This window comes from Variovorax sp. Soil_C_17, from assembly GCF_057657265.1.
In genome coordinates, this window is the sequence record NZ_JBDGIT010000001.1 from 757865 (window position 1) to 773324 (window position 15460).

A 15460-nucleotide genomic window follows, 5' to 3' on the forward strand; every position below is an offset into this window, starting at 1 on the left:
CGCCTGCTCAAAGATTGAGCAGGCGCTTGCGTTTTGTACGGCCCTAGGGCACACTTGCGGCCTTGAATTTGCGGGTTAACCCGGAGGTTGACCTGCGATTCGGCCCTCGCTCTTTTCCTTCTGGTGCCCCATGGCGGCTTACGCCTCGATCACGTCCCCGGTTTCCAAATTTGCGCTCACAGGGCTCCTGCTGGTGGCCCTCGGCGCCGGAGCCCAGGCCCGTGAATGGACAGGCACCCGCGCCGGACAGCCGGCACAGGAAACGATCGCGCTGGCCGAATTGCCGGTGCAGGGCCAGCGCACTTACGAAGCCATCTTGAAGGGTGGCCCCTTCCGATATGAAAAGGACGGCTCGGTGTTCGGCAATCGCGAACGCCTGTTGCCGCGAGAGCGCCGGGGCCATTACCGAGAGTACACGGTCGAAACACCCGGCTCGCGTGACCGTGGTGCACGGCGCATCGTCTGCGGAGGCGAGCGCACGACACCCTCGGTGTGCTGGTACACGGCAGACCACTATGCAAGTTTCAGGCGGATCGAGCCATGAGCGATGAACTGGATTTGAGCGGCGCACCCAGGCGCCCTGAGGTAAAGATGACCACGACAACTATGGAAAGACCAGCGGAGATGACCCCCACACTTCGGGGCGTGCGACCCAATATCGTGCAGTCGATTCGTGCGTTTCGCGTGAGCGATCTGCAAGAGGCGGCGCACGCAGCGGGCCAGCACTTCCTTTACGCCAACCTGGGCAATGCCCAGTCCAAGCAGGACGTGCTGGACCTGATCGCCCAGCAGTTCACCTTTCCACAGCATTTCGGCAAAAACTTCGATGCGCTGTACGACTGCATGACCGACCCGTTGCATAAATCGGGCCCGCAGCCTGGTTTCGTCATCGTGCTCGAGCAGATCCCGGCCAATGCCAAGTTCGACAAGGAAGCGCGCGAGCAATTGCTCGACATCTTCCGGGACGCCGCCGACTACTGGGGGGATCGGAAGATACCGTTCCGGTGCTTCTATTCTTTTCTGTAGCCCGTTCTGCATCCACCAGCCAAGCAGAACGGGCGAACGAGGCTAACGGTACCGAATCGGTGCCCGGTATCGAAGTCCAAGGCAATAGCGACCCGGCGGCAGAAAAGATGCCGACCGACAAACTGGTCGACGTGTCGCCCCTGGCGCTGCGCATGAGCAGTCCTTTCAACGCGGGCTACTGGCTCGCAGCCGCGTAGGCTTGCCCGAGAAGGCCCGTCTCTGACGGGCCTTTTTCTTTAGGGGGCGAGGGCCTGGGCCAGGGCGACGTACTCGCCCACCGGCACTTCCTCCGCACGCCGCTGCGTGTCGAAATGGCCGGCGAAGCCATGCTGCTCCAGCCATTTGCCCAAGCTATGGCGCAGCAGTTTGCGGCGCTGGCTGAAGGCGACCTGCACGATCTCGCCGAGCCGGCTTGCGTCGACCGACGGCGGTTCGGCCAGCGGCACCATGCGCACCACGGCACTGTCCACGCGTGGCGGCGGATCGAAGCTCTCGGGCGGCACGAACAGGACGTTCTCCATCGCGTAGCGCCACTGCAGCATCACGCTCAATCGGCCGTAGTCCGAGCTGGCCGGCTGCGCGACCATGCGGTCGATGACTTCCTTCTGCAGCATGAAGTGCTGGTCGGCGATCAAGTGCGCGAAGTCCAGCAGGTGGAACAGGATGGGCGTCGAGATGTTGTAGGGCAGGTTGCCCACCACGCGCAGCAGCTTCGACGCCGGGGGAATCGCCAGGCGCTCGGCCAGGGCCGCGAAATCCACCTTCAGGACGTCCGACTCGATCACCTCGAGCTGTCCATGCGCCCGCAACCGCTGCGCCAGGTCGCGGTCCAGCTCGATCACGGTCAGGCGGCCGAGGCGCTCGACCAGCGGCTGGGTCAGCGCCGCGAGGCCCGGGCCGATCTCGACCATCGCATCGCCGGGCCGCGGCGCGATCTCGCGCACGATCGCATCGATGATGCCGGCGTCGGACAGGAAATGCTGTCCGAAGCGCTTGCGGGCAATGTGCTTCACCGAGGGCCGCCGCGGCGCCTTGCCATCAGGACTGCGGCGCCTCGCGATACTCGACGTAGGCGCGCGTGCGCAGCTCCTGCGCCCAGGTTTCGTAGGCTTCCTCCAGCTTCTTCTCCCGCAGCACGCCACGCGCAGCCTCGCGCTGCTCGGCCTGGCTCAGCTTGGCGTCGCGCCGCGCGATCACCTGGATCAGGTGCACGCCGAAACGGGACACGACCGGATCGCTCACCTGGCCGGGCGCCAGCCGGTTCATGGCTTCCTCGAACTCGGGCACGAACTGCCCGGGCCGCGACCAGCCCAGTTCGCCGCCATCCTTGGCGCTGCCGTCTTGCGAGTTGTCGCGGGCCAGCCCAGCGAAATCGGCCGTGCCCTTCTGGATGCGATCCTTGAACTCGGCCAACTGCGCCACTGCCTGCGCGGTGGTGCGCTTCGCGTCGTTGCGCAGCAGGATGTGCCGCACGTGGGTCTGGGTGACGACCGCGTCGGCCGAGCCCGGCTGGCTCTTGGCCAGAACCTTGAGCACATGGAAGCCGGCGCCGGAGCGGATCGGCCCGGCAATGCCGTTGACCGCGGTCGACTGCGTCGCCTCGACGAACAGGGAAGGGTAGCGGTCGGCGCTGCGCATGCCCAGAGCGCCGCCGTTGGCGCGATCGGGCGAATCGGAGAACTCCTGCGCGAGCTTGGCGAAATCCTCGCCGGCGCGCGCGCGCTGGGCGACCCCCTGGGCCCGTTGCTGCAGCGTCGCGACCTGCGCCTCGGTGGCGTTCTCGGGCACCGCCACCAGCACCTGCGCGATATTCAGGTTCGGCGCCACGGCCGCGTTGGCTCCGTTGCGCTGCTCGCGCATGAACTGGTCGACCTCGACGTCGCTGATCTTCACCTTGGCCTCGATCTCGCGGTCGCGCAGGCGGGTGAGCAGGAGCTGGTCGCGCAGGTCGTTGCGGAAGCTCTGGGGCGAGATGCCCTCGGCCGCGACGCGGCTGCGCAATTCGGTCAGGCTCATCTGGTTCTGCCGGGCCACGGTCTGCTCGGCCTGGTCGATGGCGAGCTCGTCGACCTTGATGCCGACCTCCTTGGCCGCCTGCAGCTGGGTGCGCTCGGCAATCAGCCGTTCCAGCACCAGGCGCGTGAGCTCAGCCCTCGGCACGCGCTGCGCCTCGGGGTTTTCCTTCATCAGGCGCTCGACCCGGGTCTGCACCTCGTTGTTGGTGATGGGCTCTGAATTGACGAGCGCCACGATGTATTCGGCCGAACGCTGGGCGGTCGGTGCGGGCGGGGTGGCGCGGGGTGCTGCGGGCGCAGGCGCGAGGCGCGGGCCGGCACGCATGATGTCCGTGATGCCGACGCCGGGGCGCGAGCCCTGTCCCTGCGCACCGGCCGCCGCGGCCAGCGTTGCGAGGCACGCCAGGGTGAGGATGGAGCGGATGTGGTTCATGGCGGGAGGCTCAGTCGTAGTTGGTGAAGCGGCTCGGTGCGGGGAAGGGTTGCCGCAAAGGCTGGTAGCGCTGGATGTTCTGGGTCAGGGTGCGCATGGGGCTCGATCCGATGGAGGCGAAACCGACGAATTCGATCTGGAACATGATGCGCGTGTTCGCGGTGGCTTGGCCAGTGGTCAGGCGTTCCAGGACGACGCGGCCGATCCAGCAGCAGCCGTCGTACTCGAAGCCGAGCACGCCGTCGGTGAGCTTGCGGTCCTGCAGGCTGTAGTTGAGCCGGCCGACGGCGTACCAGCGCCCGCCGCCTTGGCCACGGCCCGGGCCGAGGTCCTTGCCCTTGTCGCCCCACAGGTCGTTGATCGGCCACTGCCAGCTCACGTCCAGCGATTTGTTGCCGTCGTTGGAGGTGGGGGTCGTGTTCGCCTGGTAGCGGTAGGCCGCCGAGATGTTGCGGTAGGGCCCGGGGTTGTAGCGCGCGCTCAGCGCCGCGCGGGTCGACTTGTGGTCGTCGGGGTTGTACTGGACGGTGCCGTCCACGCTCCATTGGGGCGTCCAGTTGATCTGCGCGCCGAGCAGCAGGTCGCTGACGCGGTCGGTCACCGGGGTGCCGCCCGGCAGCGTGACGCGCTGGTCCTTGAAGCGCAGCCGCTGCGCGATCCCGAAGCGGGCCGCCTCGGCGCCGCTTTCGGGATCGATCAGCCGCGAGGTCACGCCCGTGGTAAGCGTGTTGCTGTCGGAGATGCGGTCGTTGCCGGAAAACGCGTTCTCGGTGTAGACGGTCGCGAAGTTGAAATCGTTGGCCGCCGAGTCGTAGTTCGGCAGCAGGCTCTGGTCTCGGTAGGGCGTGTAGACGTAGAAGGCGCGCGGCTCCAGCGTCTGGCGGAAGGCGCGGCCGAAGAAATTGGCGTCGCGCTCGAAGATCATGCCGCTGTCGAGGCTGAAGGTCGGCACCGTTCGGCTGGCCGAGCTCGCGCCATTGGACAGCGGCGCATCGAACTGGTAGCTGGTCGTGTGCAACTGGATCTTGGGAATGACGAAGGTGCCGGGCGTGAGGAAGGGCCGGCTCAGCGAGCCCAGCGCGTACACCCGTTCGCCGTCGGGCTGCTTCTGCAGCGAAGGGTCCCCCCGGAAGCGCGAGTAGTCGGCGTTGAACGAGAAATCGAAGCCGTTCCAGTCGTACTTGTTGTAGTTGGCGGTGATCTGCGGCAGCCGGTCGTAGGGCGGCACGATCGGCGAGAGGTCATACTGCAGCGTCTGGTATTTCAACGTGCGCACCACGCCGTTCCAGTCGCCCTTGGTCCAGTTGAGCGAGGCATCGTTGGCCAGCAGACGCGTCGTCAGCGTGGGCGTGCGCGTGAAGTCGCGCCAGTAGTCGTCGTCGCTCACCCGGTTGAACCTGAGTGAGGCGGTCAGCGAATCCAGGCCCAGGGGCTTCGGATCGAAGGTCTGCGAGTGGTTCGTCCAGATGCCCCAGCGCTTGCGGTTGCGCAGGCTGTCGGTCGGCATGTAGTCGACGCGGATGTCCCCGCTGTAATCCTTCTCGAGGTAGCGGAACTCCGTGCCCAAATTGACGCCGCGCTTGCTCATCACCTCCGGATAGAAGGTCGCGTCGCGGTTCGGCGCGATGTTCCAGTAGTAGGGCGTGCTGATGTCGACGCCGTTGACGCTGCCGATGCCGATGGTCGGCGGCAGGAAGCCGCTCTTGCGGTCGTTGCTGAGTGGAAAGCTCAGCGACGGAAAGGGCGGCGTGCTGATGCCCATGAAGCTCAGCCGTGCATCGGTGGCCACGCCGACGTTCTCCTCGGTGTCGGTGGTCAGCGTCGCGGCGCTCAGCAGCCAGGCCGGCATCCAGCCGGGATAGTCCTCGCGCCGGCAGGTGGTGTAGGTGCCCTGCCGGGCGATCGAGACGTTGCTGTCGACGAAGTCCACCCGCTCGGCCTCGCCCTCGCCGCCCGAGGCCAGGAAGCGGTAGCGCACCTTGTTGAAGAAGCCCTCGAAGGTTTCGAGCTTGAGCTCCAACTGCGGGCCCTCGTAGACGTTGCCGGCCTGGTTGATGCGCACGTTCCCGCTCGCCTTGGCGAGGTCCTCGGGCTGGTAGTACTCGAGCCGGTCGGCGTGGATCACCGTGTCGCCGCGCCGCAGCGAGGCATTGCCTTCGATCACGGTTTCGAGGTCGGGCCGGCCGGAGATGCGGTCCCCGTCGACGAAGCTCGGCAGCTCGCCGCGCTGCGTCTTCGGGATGGTCTCCAGCAGTTGCGGCGTGCGCTTGAGCGTGATCGGCGCGTCCAGGCCGGCCTCCTGTGCCGATGCGCCTTGGGCTTGCAGCAGCGCCAGCGTCAACAAGGCCAGCGGCAAAGGCGGTCGGCACCGGCGCCAGTCAGCTCGGGTCAGGTCAGGCATCGGTACGGAAAGAATTCTTCTGGGGGAAGCGCCGGATGGTCGGGGGTTGCGACAGGCCCGCGCCGGGCGGATTTGTAGAATTGATTATCCATGACAGCCTCCCCGCCCCCGGACAGCGGCGCCTCGACGCCTTCCCCACCGATCAGCTGGAGCGATCCGGAGCGCGCCCAGGCCTTTGCGCGTTGGCTCGGCGCCGTAGGCCCGCGGCACCGGCTGCTGCCGGCCACCGTGCGGCCGGCCTCGGCCGACGCAAGCTTCCGCCGCTACTTCCGCATCGACACCGAGGACCCGGCCGGCACGCGCATCGTGATGGACGCGCCCCCCGCCCAGGAGAACAGCGCCCCCTTCGTGCAGGTCGCCCGGCTGATGCGCGACGCCGGGCTCACAGCGCCCCGGGTGCTCGAATGGCACGAGCCGCAAGGCTTCCTCCTGCTCGACGACCTCGGCCGCCAGACCATGCTCGAGGTGATCGACCCGGCCGATCCCGATGCTGCGCGTCCGCTGTACCTCCAGGCGATCGATGCGCTGATCCGATGGCAACTCGCGTCGCGGCCGCAGGTGTTGCCGCCCTACGACCGCGCGCTGCTCGAGCGCGAGCTGGCGCTGTTCCCCGACTGGTACGTGGCCCGGCACCGTGGCCTGGCCGTCGAGGGCCCGCTGCAGGAGCGCCTTCGACGCAGCTTTCAGCTGATCGTCGAGAACAACCTTGCAGCGCCCAGCGTGTACGTGCACCGCGACTTCATGCCGCGCAACCTGATGATCACCGGCGGCCCGGCCCTGGGCGTGCTGGACTTCCAGGACGCGGTGCACGGCCCCATTACCTATGACATCGCCAGCCTGATGCGCGACGCCTTCCTGAGCTGGGACGAGGACTTCGTGCTCGACGTCACGGTGCGCTACTGGGAGCAGGCGCGCAAGGCGGGACTGCCCGTGGACGATGACTTCGGCGCGTTCTACCGCGCGGTCGAATGGATGGGCCTGCAGCGCCACCTGAAAGTGGCGGGCATCTTCGCCCGGCTGACGCTGCGCGATGGCAAGCCGAAGTACCTGGGCGATGCGCCGCGCTTCATCGCCTACATTCGCGCGACAGCGGGCCGCTATCGCGAGCTGACGCCGCTCTTGCGCGCCATCGACGACATCGAAGGCACGCAGCCGCAGAGCGGCTTCGCGTACGGGCGGATGTGAAGCCGCGCTTCCACTGCGCCACGGCCCTTGCCGCGCACAGCGCGATTGCGCTCCCGCCCGGCGCCGCGCGCCACGTCCAGGTGCTGCGCATGCAGCCCGGCGACGCGCTCACGCTCTTCGACGGCAGCGGCGGCGAGTACGAGGCCACCGTCGAGCGCATGGGCCGCAGCGAAGTGACGGTGCAGGTCGGCGCGCACGCCGCGATCGAGCGCGAGGCGCAGCGCGCCGTGCACCTGGCGATCGGCATGCCAGCCAACGAGCGCATGGACTGGCTGGTCGAGAAGGCGACCGAACTCGGCGTCGCCAGCATCCAGCCCCTGATGACCGCGCATGGCGTGCTGCGCCTGGCCGGCGAGCGCGCCGACAAGAAGCGCGCGCACTGGCAGGCGATCGCGATCGCGGCCTGCGAGCAGTGCGGCCGCAACCGGGTGCCGCTGGTTCACCCTGTGCGTGCGCTGGCCGGCTGGATCGACTCGCCGCCGATCGACGATGCCGAGCGCTTCGTGCTCAGCCTGGCCGATGGCGCGCACAGCCTGCGCGAGATCCGCGACAGCGACCCGGCCACTGGCCGGCGCGGCGCCTGTGTGCTCAGTGGCCCCGAAGGCGGCCTGAGCACCGCCGAGGAGGGCGACGCCATCGCGCGCGGTTTCGCGCCACTCACGCTCGGTCCGCGCGTGCTGCGCGCCGAGACCGCGGCGCTGGCGGCGCTTGCATTGCTCGCACACCCGTGAACAGACGCCCCGCCTCTTCTTCCACATTGCAACCCCACCCACACATGCCATCGCTCCTGCCGTCTTCGCTGCGCCTCGCGCCCCTCCTGCTCGCCACGCTGTGCACTGCCAATGCCGCCCATGCCCAGGGGACGGCAGTGGCGCCGACGCCGACCCAGGTTCGGCCGGCCGTCGACCAGGCCTACACGCAGCTGCTGGCCGCGCCCGCCGTGAAGCGCTTGCTCGAGGCGGTGAAAGCGGACCATGAGCGCTCGGTCGAAGACCTCAAGATGCTCACCGAGATCGAGGCGCCGCCCTTCAAGGAACAGAAGCGCGCCGAGGCCTTTCTCGCGCGCATGAAGGCGCTGGGCCTCAGCGACGCCCGCATCGATGCCGAGGGCAACGTGGTGGGCCTGCGCAAGGGCACGGGCAACGGGCCCAAGCTGCTGATCTCGGCCCATCTCGACACGGTCTTTCCCGCGGGCACCGACGTGAAGGTGAAGGAGCGTGACGGCAAGCTGTATGCGCCAGGCATTTCGGACGATACGCGCGGCCTCGCTGTGCTGCTGTCCTGGCTCAAGGTGCTCAACGACAACAATGTCCAGACCGTCGGCGACCTGCTGTTCGTGGGCAACGTGGGCGAGGAGGAACTGGGCAACCTGCGGGGCATGAAGGCGCTCTTCCGCGAGCACCTCGACATCGACGGCATGGTGGGCGTGGAGCCGACGCCCGACGGCACGGTGCTCGTGCTGGGTACCGCGAGCCATCGCTACGAGGTGAGCTTCAAGGGGCCCGGCGGCCACAGCTACGGCGCTTTCGGCCAGGTGCCCAGTGCGATCCACGGCATGGGTCGCGCGATCGCCAAGATCGCGGAGATCAAGACGCCCAGCTTTCCCAAGACCACCTTCACCGTGGGCACGGTCGGCGGCGGCACGTCGGTCAACACCATTGCCCCCGATGCGCGCATGGCGGTGGACATCCGCTCCGACGAGTTGGGCGCACTGCTCGAGACCGAGAAGAAGGTGCTGGCCGCGATCGACGAGGCGGTGGCCGAGGAGAACAAGCGCTGGAACGTCGCCACGCTGAGCGTGAGCAACAAGCTCATCGGCGACCGGCCGGGCGGGCGCACGCCCTCGGACTCCGTGATCGTCGAGGCCGCGGTGCGCTCCAACAGCGCCTTCGGCCAGAAGACCTTGCTGAGCGGCGCCAGCACCGATGCCAACGTGCCGATGTCGCTGGGCATCCCGGCCATCATCATCGGCGGCGGTGGCAAGACCGGCGGCTTCCACGCGCTCACCGAATGGATCGATGTGACAGACGGCTGGAAAGGCGCGCAGAATTCGCTCGCGACCGTGCTCGGGCTGGTCGGCGTGCAGGGCGTGAGCGAGCCCTTGCTGCCCAAGCGCCCGCCGCGCGCACAGCCCTAGCCCTTCCCCCTCACTCACTATCAGGAGTCCATCATGGGATTGCTCGATTCGGTACTCGGACAAGTGCTCGGAGGCGCGCAGCCACAGCAACCCCAGGGCGGCGGCTTGGGCGGGCCCGATGAGTTCGGCGGCCTCGCCGGCGCGCTCGGCAGCCTGCTCGCCAACAACGGCGAGGTGGGCGGCCTGGGCGGGCTGGTCTCCAAGTTCGAACAGGCCGGCATGGGCGACGTGATCGGCTCGTGGATCGGCAAAGGCGAGAACCAGCCGGTCACCGACGGCCAGCTGCAGGACGCGCTGGGCAGCGACGTCGTCTCCGGTCTCGCGCAGAAGCTCGGCCTCAACGCCGCCACCCTGCTGCCGATGCTGGCCACGCTGTTGCCGATGCTGATCGACCGGCTCACGCCCCAGGGCCAGGCGCCGGCCGAGGGCCTGGGCGACCAGGACGAGCTGCTGTCCTCGCTCAGCAGCCTGCTGCACAAGGGTTGAGCACCTCTCGATGAACCGCAATCTCTGGCTGCTCGCCATCTGCCAGGGCTTGTTCCTGACCAACAACGTCGCCTTCATCGCGATCAACGGCCTCGTCGGCCTGGCGCTGGCGCCGCGCGGCTGGATGGCCACGCTGCCGGTGATGGGCTATGTGGTCGGCGGCGCACTGGCCACCGGCCTGGTGGCCCGCACGCAGCGCCGCCTCGGGCGGCGCCGCTCCTTCCAGATCGGCCTGGCCGTGGCTTTGGGCTCGGCGCTGCTGTGTGCGCAGGCCGCGTTCTGGCAAGACTTCTGGCTGTTGTGCGCGGCCACCGTGGTGGCCGGCTACTACAACGCGAACGCCGCGCTCTACCGCTTCGCTGCCGCCGAACTGGCCACGCCTGCGTGGCGCGAGAAGGCGGTCTCGCTGGTGATGGCGGGCGGCCTCATCGGCGCGGTGGCGGGCCCCAACCTCGCGGCCCTCACGCGCAGCTGGTTCGCGGTGCCCTTCGCGGGCGTCTATCTCGCCCTCGGCGCCGTCGCGCTGCTGGCAATGGGCCTGATGCACTTCATCGACTTTCCCGCGCCGGCCGCGAGGAGTGCTGCAACCGGCGGACGGCCGCTCGGCGAGATCGTGCGCCAGCCGGTGTTCATCGTCGCTGCGCTCGCGGGCGCGCTCAGCTACGGCGTGATGAACCTGCTGATGGCCGCCACGCCGATCGCGATGCAAATCTGCAGCCTGCCTTTCGATGACGTCGCTCTGGTGCTCGAATGGCATGTGATCGGCATGTTCGCGCCGGGTTTCTTCACCGGCCATCTGATCCGCCGCTTTGGCGCGCTGCCGGTGATGGGCGCAGGCCTGCTGCTCAACCTGGGCTGCATCGCCGTGGCGCTGTCGGGTGTGGAATTGCACCAGTTCCTGGTCGCGCTCTTCCTGCTGGGTGTGGGCTGGAACTTCCTCTTCACGGGCAGCACGACACTGTCGCTCTCGTCGTACACGGCCGAGGAGAAGGACCGTGCGCAAGGCGCGCTCAACTTCTGCGTCTTCGCGACGCTGGCGCTGAGCTCCTTCGCCTCCGGCGTGCTGGTCACGACGCAGGGCTGGCAATTGCTGAACATCGGCTCGCTGGTGCCGGTGCTGCTGACCGGCGCAGGACTGCTGTGGCTCGCGCGCAAGCGGCGTGCCGCGGCTGCAGCGGCTGCAGCGGCGGCTTAGGCCGGCGGGAAGCGGGCGTCGAGCCAGCGTGCCAGCGCGTCGAAGACGGGCTTCGATTCCAGCTCGTTGAAGATCTCGTGATAGAGCGCCGGAAAGCAGGTGGCGCTGAGCACCTTGGCCGGCGCGGCCTCCGCAAAGCGTCGGCTGCCGTCCGCCTTCACCAGCCGGTCGTCGCCGGCGTAGACCAGCAAGGTGGGCACCGTCCATCGAGGCGCCGCCGCCTGCACGACCGCGCCTTCATCGGCCAGGAAGCGCGCCAGTCGCGCACCGATACGGTCGTGGCACAGCGAGTCCGCACGATAGCCCTCGACCACGGCCGGATCGTGGGAGAGATAGCGCTCATCGAGTCCGTTGCTCACGCGCAGCGTGGGCGCCGCGCGTGACAGCACGGCGACGAGCAGTTTCTGAAACGCGCTGAGCCCCGGATCCAATCCCGGCGACGAGAGCACCAGCGCATCGACGGGCCGCACCGCGCGCGCCACGAAGCTCGCCGCGACCAGCCCGCCGAGGCTGTGACCCAGCACGACCAGCGGCAGTCCCGGATAAAGGTGGCGCGTGTCGTCGACGACCAGCGCGAGGTCGTCCACCAATCGCATCACGCTGGGCAGTCCGCCGCGTGCGCCGCTCGATGCGCCGTGGCCGTAGTGGTCGGCGGCACGGACTGCGAAACCCCAGTCGTTGAGGGCTTGCGCCACATGCGCGTAACGGCCCGCATGCTCGCCGATGCCATGCACCAGCGCGACGACGGCCCGGGCGGGGCGATCTTTCGAAAGCGGCCAGTCGCGCAGGGCCAGCGTCTCGCCGTCCGGCGTGCGCAATTGCGCTTGCGCCACGAATGCGGCGACCGGCTTCAGGCGCCGGCGGCGCGCGCGGCCGGCAGGGCGGCGATGACCTCGGCCACGGCCGCGGTCAGCTTCTTGGCATAAGGCACATGCAGGAACTCGTTGGGTCCGTGCGCATTGCTCTTGGGGCCGAGCACGCCGCAGACCATCATCTGCGCCTTCGGGAAGCCGACGCTCAGCATGTTCATGAGCGGAATGGTCCCGCCTTGCCCGATGTAGCCGCAGCTCGCGCCGAAGTGCGCCTGCGAGGCGGCGTTGAGCGCGCGCTCGAACCAGGGTGCGGTCGAAGGTGCATTCCAGCCGGTGGCGCCGCCGTTGCTCTCGAAGGTGACCTTGGCCTGGTAGGGCGCGTTGTCTTCGAGCAGCGCCTTGAGCTCCTGCACGGCCCGGTCGGCATCGACCAGCGGCGGCAGGCGCAGCGAGAGCTTGAACGCGGTGTACGGACGCAGCACGTTGCCCGCGTCCTTGAGCGCCGGGAAGCCCTCGGCGCCCGTCACGGAGAGCGTGGGCTTCCAGGTGCGGTTGATCAGCGCCTCCACCGGATCGCTGGTGGTCGGCAGTGCGAAAGCGGTCGCGCCGCCGCAGTCGTAGTGCGCCCAGGGAAAGCGCTTGTAGACCTCGTCGCCCAGGATTTCGGCGGTGGCCCTGGCCTGCGCGAGGCGATCGGCCGGCAGCTCGCAGTGGAAGCTCTGCGGCAGCAGGCGGCCGGTCTTGCTATCCTCGAGGCGGTCCAGCACCTGGCGCATGATGCGGAAGCTCGAGGGCACCAGGCCCGAGGCGTCGCCGGAATGCACGCCCTCGGTCAGGACCTCGACCTTCAGCGTCCCGCTCGCCATGCCGCGCAGCGAGGTGGTGAGCCACAGCTGGTCGTAGTTGCCGGCACCCGAATCGAGGCAGATCACGAGGCCCACCTCGCCGAGGCGCGGCCGCAGCGCATCGATGTAGGGCAGCAGGTCGTAGGAGCCGGATTCCTCGCAGGTCTCGATCAGGCCGACCACGCGCGGATGGGCCGCGCCCTGCGCCTTCAGCGCCTGAAGCGCCGCGACGCTCGCGTACACCGCGTAGCCGTCATCCGCGCCGCCGCGGCCGTAGAGCAGGCCGTCCTCGTACTTGGGTGTCCACGGACCGAGGTCGCTGCGCCAGCCGGTGAACTCGGGCTGCTTGTCGAGGTGGCCGTACATCAGCACGGTCTCGCTCATGTCGGTGCCGGTGGCCGGCACCTCGAAGAAGAGCACCGGGGTGCGCCCTTCGAGGCGCACGATCTCGAGCGTCAGGCCCTCGACCTTCTGCGCCTCGACCCAGGCGGCGGCATTGCGCATCACGGTGTCCAGATAGCCGTTCTGCACCCAGTCCTTGTCGAAGCCGGGCGACTTGGCCGGGATGGCGATGTACTCGGTGAGCTGGCGGACGATGTCCTGGTCCCATTTCGTCGAGACGTCGGACAGGGCGCGCTCGGCGTCGAGCAGGCCCGAAGGCATTTCGCGGTGCAGGGGGGCGTTCATGGGGTTCTCCGCGTGGTGGGTCAGGGCGAGGATCTCGCGAATTATGGGCGCATGGCGCGCGGGCCGCAGGGCTTTGGGCTAATCTCTGCCGGCTTCGAAGTGGCAACCCGATCGGAGGCAGATCTTGAGCAGCAACAGCACGAACAAGCGTGTTCGCGTCGGCGTCGGCGGCTGGACCTACGAGCCCTGGCGCAACAACTTCTATCCCGAGGGCCTGCCGCACAGCCAGGAGCTGCACTACGCCAGCCGGCAGCTCACGGCCATCGAGGTCAACGGCACCTACTACAGCAGCTTCAAGCCGCCGACCTTCAAGAAGTGGCACGACGAGACGCCGGACGACTTCGTGTTCTCGCTCAAGGCCTCGCGCTTCGCGACCAACCGCAAGCAGCTGTCGGCCGCGGGCGAGTCGGTCTCGCGCTTTGTCGAAAGCGGCATCACGGAGCTCGCGAACAAGCTCGGCCCGATCGTCTGGCAGTTCATGCCGACCAAGGCCTTCGATCCCGAGGACTTCGAGGCCTTTCTCGCGCTGCTGCCGAAGAAGGTGGGCAGCCGTGCGCTGCGCCACGTGATGGATGTGCGGCATCCGAGCTTCATGGCGCCGGCCTACCTGGCGCTGGCGCGCAAGTACCAGGCGGCGACGGTCTTCACCGACGCAGACAAGTTCCCGTCCTTTGCCGACCTGACGAGCGACTTCGTCTATGCGCGGCTGATGATGAGCGACGCCGGGCAGAAGACCGGCTATGCGCCCAAGGCGCTCGATGCCTGGGCCGAGGCGGCGAAGCGCTGGGCCGGCGGCGGCCTGCCGGAAGCGCTGCCCTATGTCGAGGCGGACGGCAAGGGCACGAAGAGCGCGCGCGATGTCTTCATCTACTTCATCAACGGCGCAAAAGAAAAGGCACCGGCGGCGGCCGGTGCCTTGATTCAGCGCCTCGGTTGAGCGCGCGAGAGACGCCGCGGCGTCAGGCTGCGGCTTGCAGCGCCGGCTTGCTGGCGCTGCTGCTGCCGGCGGCGGCACCGAAGCTGATCTCGCCGGAGAGCTGGCCACCTTCCTCGACCACGATCTTGCCGTAACGGATTTTGCCGGTGACTTTGCCGGTGGAATGGATGACAAGCTTCTCGCGCACGGTCAGGTTGCCGTCGAACAGGCCTCGGATCTCGGCGATGTCGATTTCGGCCGAGCCCTTGAAGGCGCCTTGTTCGGCGATCTGCATCACGCGCGAGTCCATGGTCGCCTCGACCAGGCCTTCGACCACGAGCGTGTCGCAATCCGTGATCTCGACGCCCTTGAGTTTGATGTTGGGGCCGACGGTGAGCTTGCTGCCGCCTTCCTTGGCCGCCGCGCCCGCGGTCGACTGCGCCGACAGATTGGCCGGGGTCACGGGCGAACCCGACAGGTTGGTGCCGGAACCCATCAGTGGCGCGGGACGAGAGGCAAGGGGTTCGGCTTCGCGTTCACGCTTGCCGAAGAAGGGGGACTGTGTGGCCAATGGGAAGCTCCTCAAAAGGGGTCATCGTAAGAAGGCGCTCCGAGCTCGCTGCACTTCATTGCGCAAGAAGCGTAACTGAATACGTCTCGAATGGCAGTCGCTGGGAACTTTCGTCTGCGTCTCGATGCGTCGGCTCACGCAGTCTGCCACACCGCGCGCCCTTGAGCGGCATCGTCGACCGCTGCGATGAAGCCGGCGGCCACCGGCTCGGGCAAGCTGAGGGAGAAATGCACCAGGCTTTCATGGCGCACTTCGAGTAGCGTGGCGCCTGCCCTCGCCATCTCTCGGCGCACGACGCCCTCGAGCGCGTAAGGGATGGCGCATTGCACACAGCATTGCTTCACGAGCGGCACCAGCGTTGCGCCGAGCAGGGCCTGCGCAATGCTGTCGGTGTAGGCGCGCACCAATCCGCCCGCACCCAGCTTGACGCCACCGAAGTAGCGCACAACGGTCGCGAGCACGCCCTCGAGCGCGTGGTGCCGCAGCACTTCCAGCATGGGGCGGCCCGCGGTGCCACCGGGCTCTCCGTCGTCGTTGGCGGCCGACTGCCCACCGGCCATCAGCGCCCAGCACACATGGGCCGCGCCGGGATGCGCGCTGCGCAGCGCATCGACGATGGCCTGCGCGGCCGCGCGATCGGCCACCGGCTGCACGCAGCCGATGAAGCGGCTCTTCTTGATCAGCAGTTCGCTGTGCAGCGGCGCGGCGAGGGTGAAGGCCATTGTTCCGGGCGCGGGACCGAAGCTCGGCT

General features: G+C 68.1%; 15 protein-coding genes. 8 read left to right on the forward strand and 7 right to left on the reverse strand.

The genetic code is table 11. The annotated features are described in order from the left end of the window. The first annotated feature begins 130 nt into the window (after positions 1-130). The gene (locus tag AC3A6Y_RS03540) at positions 131-544 is read left to right on the forward strand and encodes a guanyl-specific ribonuclease (RefSeq protein ID WP_487866847.1); all 414 of its coding nucleotides are present in this window, start codon (positions 131-133) and stop codon (positions 542-544) included. A 47-nt stretch (positions 545-591) separates the two neighbouring features. Beyond that, positions 592-1026, forward strand: coding sequence for a barstar family protein (locus AC3A6Y_RS03545; protein WP_162577690.1), 435 nt, complete (start codon positions 592-594; stop codon positions 1024-1026). Positions 1027-1262: 236 nt separating this feature from the next. Here the strand turns inward: AC3A6Y_RS03545 and rsmA are convergent, their stop codons facing one another. Genes rsmA through AC3A6Y_RS03560 form a run of 3 tightly spaced genes read right to left on the reverse strand, consistent with a single transcriptional unit; the run spans position 1263 to position 5875 of the window. Further along, on the reverse strand, positions 1263-2039 hold the full coding sequence (gene rsmA / locus AC3A6Y_RS03550) for a 16S rRNA (adenine(1518)-N(6)/adenine(1519)-N(6))-dimethyltransferase RsmA (protein WP_487866848.1): 777 nt from the start codon (positions 2037-2039) through the stop codon (positions 1263-1265). Between the two features lie 25 nt (positions 2040-2064). Further along, positions 2065-3474 carry a peptidylprolyl isomerase gene (locus tag AC3A6Y_RS03555; protein WP_487866849.1) on the reverse strand — a complete coding sequence of 470 codons (1410 nt, stop codon included), beginning with the start codon at positions 3472-3474 and terminating at the stop codon, positions 2065-2067. A 10-nt stretch (positions 3475-3484) separates the two neighbouring features. Continuing rightward, positions 3485-5875, reverse strand: coding sequence for an LPS-assembly protein LptD (locus AC3A6Y_RS03560; protein ID WP_487866850.1), 2391 nt, complete (start codon positions 5873-5875; stop codon positions 3485-3487). Between the two features lie 90 nt (positions 5876-5965). Between AC3A6Y_RS03560 and AC3A6Y_RS03565 the strand changes: the two genes are divergently transcribed. Genes AC3A6Y_RS03565 through AC3A6Y_RS03585 form a run of 5 tightly spaced genes read left to right on the forward strand, consistent with a single transcriptional unit; the run spans position 5966 to position 10878 of the window. Further along, positions 5966-7060, forward strand: a complete 1095-nt coding sequence (locus AC3A6Y_RS03565) for an aminoglycoside phosphotransferase family protein (RefSeq protein WP_487866851.1) — start codon at positions 5966-5968, stop codon at positions 7058-7060. After that, entirely contained in the window at positions 7057-7791 is a 735-nt protein-coding gene (locus tag AC3A6Y_RS03570) for a 16S rRNA (uracil(1498)-N(3))-methyltransferase (protein WP_487866852.1), read from the forward strand. The genes AC3A6Y_RS03565 and AC3A6Y_RS03570 overlap by 4 nt, the downstream gene beginning before the upstream one ends. A 44-nt stretch (positions 7792-7835) precedes the next feature. Then, positions 7836-9197 (forward strand): M20/M25/M40 family metallo-hydrolase, encoded by a 1362-nt coding sequence (locus AC3A6Y_RS03575; RefSeq protein WP_487866853.1) that lies wholly within the window; start codon positions 7836-7838, stop codon positions 9195-9197. A 33-nt stretch (positions 9198-9230) separates the two neighbouring features. After that, entirely contained in the window at positions 9231-9683 is a 453-nt protein-coding gene (locus tag AC3A6Y_RS03580) for a YidB family protein (protein WP_487866854.1), read from the forward strand. Positions 9684-9693: 10 nt separating this feature from the next. Continuing rightward, positions 9694-10878, forward strand: a complete 1185-nt coding sequence (locus tag AC3A6Y_RS03585; RefSeq protein ID WP_487866855.1) for an MFS transporter — start codon at positions 9694-9696, stop codon at positions 10876-10878. Here the strand turns inward: AC3A6Y_RS03585 and AC3A6Y_RS03590 are convergent. After that, positions 10875-11711, reverse strand: a complete 837-nt coding sequence (locus AC3A6Y_RS03590; RefSeq protein WP_487866856.1) for a lysophospholipase — start codon at positions 11709-11711, stop codon at positions 10875-10877. The two genes, AC3A6Y_RS03585 and AC3A6Y_RS03590, sit on opposite strands and share 4 nt — an antisense overlap. A 17-nt stretch (positions 11712-11728) precedes the next feature. Beyond that, positions 11729-13222: a M20 family metallopeptidase gene (locus tag AC3A6Y_RS03595; protein WP_487866857.1), complete on the reverse strand. Its 1494-nt coding sequence runs from the start codon at positions 13220-13222 to the stop codon at positions 11729-11731. Positions 13223-13346: 124 nt separating this feature from the next. Here AC3A6Y_RS03595 and AC3A6Y_RS03600 point away from each other — a divergent pair, with 124 nt between their 5' ends. Beyond that, the gene (locus tag AC3A6Y_RS03600) at positions 13347-14159 is read left to right on the forward strand and encodes a DUF72 domain-containing protein (RefSeq protein ID WP_487866858.1); all 813 of its coding nucleotides are present in this window, start codon (positions 13347-13349) and stop codon (positions 14157-14159) included. Positions 14160-14181: 22 nt separating this feature from the next. Here the strand turns inward: AC3A6Y_RS03600 and AC3A6Y_RS03605 are convergent, their stop codons facing one another. Continuing rightward, positions 14182-14709, reverse strand: coding sequence for a bactofilin family protein (locus AC3A6Y_RS03605; protein ID WP_487866859.1), 528 nt, complete (start codon positions 14707-14709; stop codon positions 14182-14184). A gap of 134 nt (positions 14710-14843) precedes the next feature. After that, a complete protein-coding gene (locus tag AC3A6Y_RS03610) occupies positions 14844-15431 on the reverse strand; it encodes an IMPACT family protein (RefSeq protein WP_487866860.1) in 588 nt (195 codons plus the stop codon). Positions 15432-15460: the final 29 nt, after the last annotated feature.

Coding starts and splice junctions, on each gene's coding strand:
- AC3A6Y_RS03580 (WP_487866854.1), top strand. CDS start 9,231: ATGGGATTGCTCGATTCGGTACTCGGACAAGTGCTCGGAGGCGCGCAG.
- AC3A6Y_RS03545 (WP_162577690.1), top strand. CDS start 592: ATGACCACGACAACTATGGAAAGACCAGCGGAGATGACCCCCACACTT.
- AC3A6Y_RS03610 (WP_487866860.1), bottom strand. CDS start 15,431: ATGGCCTTCACCCTCGCCGCGCCGCTGCACAGCGAACTGCTGATCAAG.
- AC3A6Y_RS03560 (WP_487866850.1), bottom strand. CDS start 5,875: ATGCCTGACCTGACCCGAGCTGACTGGCGCCGGTGCCGACCGCCTTTG.
- AC3A6Y_RS03540 (WP_487866847.1), top strand. CDS start 131: ATGGCGGCTTACGCCTCGATCACGTCCCCGGTTTCCAAATTTGCGCTC.
- AC3A6Y_RS03575 (WP_487866853.1), top strand. CDS start 7,836: ATGCCATCGCTCCTGCCGTCTTCGCTGCGCCTCGCGCCCCTCCTGCTC.
- AC3A6Y_RS03595 (WP_487866857.1), bottom strand. CDS start 13,222: ATGAACGCCCCCCTGCACCGCGAAATGCCTTCGGGCCTGCTCGACGCC.
- AC3A6Y_RS03565 (WP_487866851.1), top strand. CDS start 5,966: ATGACAGCCTCCCCGCCCCCGGACAGCGGCGCCTCGACGCCTTCCCCA.
- AC3A6Y_RS03585 (WP_487866855.1), top strand. CDS start 9,694: ATGAACCGCAATCTCTGGCTGCTCGCCATCTGCCAGGGCTTGTTCCTG.
- AC3A6Y_RS03555 (WP_487866849.1), bottom strand. CDS start 3,474: ATGAACCACATCCGCTCCATCCTCACCCTGGCGTGCCTCGCAACGCTG.